At 64.3% G+C, this 2,784-nt stretch carries 3 protein-coding genes and 1 pseudogene; 1 reads left to right on the top strand and 3 read right to left on the bottom strand.

Annotation, left to right across the window (positions count from 1 at the left end):
* The 3 genes and pseudogenes from ACESMD_RS13865 to ACESMD_RS13875 form a co-directional block, all read right to left on the bottom strand.
* Window positions 1-216, bottom strand: a pseudogene (locus ACESMD_RS13865) (phosphatidylglycerol--membrane-oligosaccharide glycerophosphotransferase); the annotation flags it as partial.
* Window positions 217-271: 55 nt separating this feature from the next.
* Window positions 272-1,057, bottom strand: a complete 786-nt coding sequence (locus ACESMD_RS13870) for a glycosyltransferase family 2 protein (protein ID WP_372614140.1) — start codon at window positions 1,055-1,057, stop codon at window positions 272-274.
* Window positions 1,054-2,202 (bottom strand): glycosyltransferase family 9 protein, encoded by a 1,149-nt coding sequence (locus tag ACESMD_RS13875; RefSeq protein WP_372614142.1) that lies wholly within the window; start codon window positions 2,200-2,202, stop codon window positions 1,054-1,056. Before ACESMD_RS13875 ends, ACESMD_RS13870 begins: the two co-directional genes overlap by 4 nt.
* On the opposite strand from ACESMD_RS13875, the gene ACESMD_RS13880 reads away from it, so the two are divergent.
* On the top strand, window positions 2,192-2,784 hold a 593-nt coding region (locus ACESMD_RS13880; protein ID WP_372614144.1), incomplete at its 3' end, for a glycosyltransferase family 4 protein. The genes ACESMD_RS13875 and ACESMD_RS13880 overlap by 11 nt on opposite strands.

Genomic DNA, 2,784 nt, shown 5'->3' on the forward strand with positions numbered 1-2,784 from the left:
CATCAACCAGGGCCAGGCACGTAGTGCCGGCCTGGGATGGCGCGGTGCCCCCCAGCGGAACAGCCAAGCCAGCCCCATCCAGGCTCCGGTGATGGGTACCACACTCCAGGACGGCAGGAGGGCCACTGTCGAGGTGGCATGACCGACCCCCAGGCCGATAACCAGCAGGGCCCACCAGCGAGGCCGTGGAAATGCAAAGGGGGGAAGGTGGAACATGACGAGCACCGCCGGGAAGATGTCTTATGAGCTTATCAGTTTGTAAACTTCAGGATCATCGAGGATCGGCTTTCTGCCTGGCGATTTGTGCCTGACGTTCATTTTCATGCAGCTCGTTGAGCTTCGCGTATTTCATGTAGGCATGAAATGCCGTGGTGATGGTCACGGTCAGCCCATCTTCCCCCTGAAAGATACCGCCCTTCATGATCAATTTACGCAGCGTGGCACTCGAGGCATGAAGCGCGGGTTTGAAGACTGAGGGTTTTACCCCTCTTTCCTTCATCGCCCAGGCATCGCGAGTGGAGAGCTGATCGATGCGCTGGATCCAGTGGGAAAGGCTCTCGTAGGTGAAATGACGGATATGGGTGTCCGTAGCCTTGACCCTGGGGGCCTCGACCGAGGAGTGAGCCTTTCTTGGCAGATAACCCGAGGTGGTGCGGTTGTACAGCCGCACCACTCTGTCGGGATAGAAGCCGGCGGCCTTGACCCAGTGATGGCCACAGAAATTGCGTCTGTTGAAACTATAGGCCAGGTCCGGATCCTCAAGAGGCAGGGCCTTGATGGCGGCGATGGCGTCATCATCGAGTCTTTCGTCGGCATCCAGTGCGAGTATCCAGTCATGCGTTGCAAAGGGCACACCATGGGCCTTCTGATGACCGTCACCCAGGTAGGACTGGCTCAGGACACGAGCACCGTGATGCTCGGCAATACGCACGGTCTCATCCTGGCTTTGAGAGTCCACCACGATGACTTCCTGGCAGACCCGTAGCAAGGATTCGATGCAGTCGGCGATGCGCTCCTGCTCATTGAGGGTGATGATGATGCCGGTGATTGGCGTCATGAGGGGCACTCGTTGTTAGTGAGCGAATGAAGGTGTCGGGCAATAGCCCGGGCGGCGTCTTCCAGGTCGACGCGGGACATGTCGCGCTCGCCGGCCTCCGCGGGGGGGCAGAACGCCAGGCGATGGGCGGCGCTGTTGCAGGTCTGCCAGCGCAGTGGCGTCGACGAGCGCCTCGAGGGATAGAAGCCCGCGGTTGGCAGGTCCAGGCAGCCGGCGATATGCAGGGGGCCGGTGGAGCCGGCGATGAACAGATCCGCTGCCGCCAGGCTGAGGGCAAAATCATCGACACCCTGGCGGGGGGGCAACAGCCCGGCCTCGAGGCCGGCGTCGAGAAGGCGCTCCCTGAGTCGACTTGCCGCCTGCTCCTCGCCGGGGCCAGCCGTCAGAATCCAGACCGGGTGGAGACGTCCCACCTCAGCCAACTGCCGGTCGATGGCGAGGCTGAGGTCGAGGTACTGGTCCGGCGACAGGTTGACGGCCGAGCCACCGCTGCCCGCATGGACGAAGATCCAGGGGCGATTGCTGTCCAGGCCGAGATCGTCGACGATTCTTGCCCGCTGCGCCTCACGGGTCGCCCTCGGCAAGGGCCAGTAGGGCGGCGCCGGCGTCGAGGCGGGTGACCTGCCCAGCTCCGCCAGCAGGGCCTCGGCGAGGTCCATGTTGTAGCGATATTCGGGCTTTTCCGAGCGGGACCTGCGCTGGGTCATGCGACGGTTGTAGAATACCTGGGCCCACTTGGTGGCCGGGGCGAGGCGCAGCGGGATACCGGCGCGCCAGCCCAGCCAGCCGATTCGCGGGGTGGAAAAGAGCGTCAGCAGGGCATCGAAACGGCCCTTGCGCAGTCGGGACAGTAGCTCGCGCTGCGCCTCGCGCCCCGCATCGTCGCCCGGATCGACGATGACCTCGTCCACCCAGGGGCAGCATCTGGCCAGGGGAGCCGTGTAGCGGGGCACGAGGACGCTGACATGGGGACTGGGTACCGCCACCTTCAGGCAGGCGAGCGCCGGCCAGGCCAGCATGAAATCCCCTAGCTTGTCGTTGCGCACCACCACCAGTTTCTGGCGGCGTTCATCTTTTCGATGGCTGCCGTTGTTGTCATACAGGCTCCCGGGGCCCATCGGAAAGGAGATAATCTTGTCCCACAAGGTCATGCACTTCTGCCTCTCGCACGGCTGGGGCGGACTGGAAATGTATCCTTCGCGGATTATACCCGAGCTGAAGCGCCAGGGGTGGGAGCCCCATGGCGTGGCCCTGGCCGGTTCGCGGGTCGCCGCGAGCCTGACCGAGGCGGGCATCACCCCGGTGACGCTACCCGGTCGGGGCCGCGCGCTGCTGTCGTTGCCGCGTCTCCTCGCCTATCTGGACGACCACGACATCCGGGTGTTGCATTGCCACAAGTCCAGCGATCTTCGCCTGGGCGCGCTGCTGGCCACCCTGCGTCCCGGGCTGAGGCTCTTCTTCACCGATCACATGGGAGTCACCCGGCCCAAGAAGGATGCCTACCACCGCTGGGCCTATGGGCGCGTCACCCGGCTCTTCTCCATCAGCGACACTACCCGAGAGCGTAACCTGGCGGCCTTTCCGCTACCGGCCGAGCGCATCCGCCGGCTCTACCTGGGGATCGATACCGCTGTCTTCGAGCCCCGGTTGACGATCGACGAGACGGCGTCCCTGCGGGCTTCCCTGGGGATCCGCGAGGGCGCGGTGGCGATCGGTCTGCCCGGTCG

Origin of the sequence: Halomonas sp. (genome assembly GCF_041689495.1) — a bacterium.
Lineage (GTDB): Bacteria > Pseudomonadota > Gammaproteobacteria > Pseudomonadales > Halomonadaceae > Halomonas.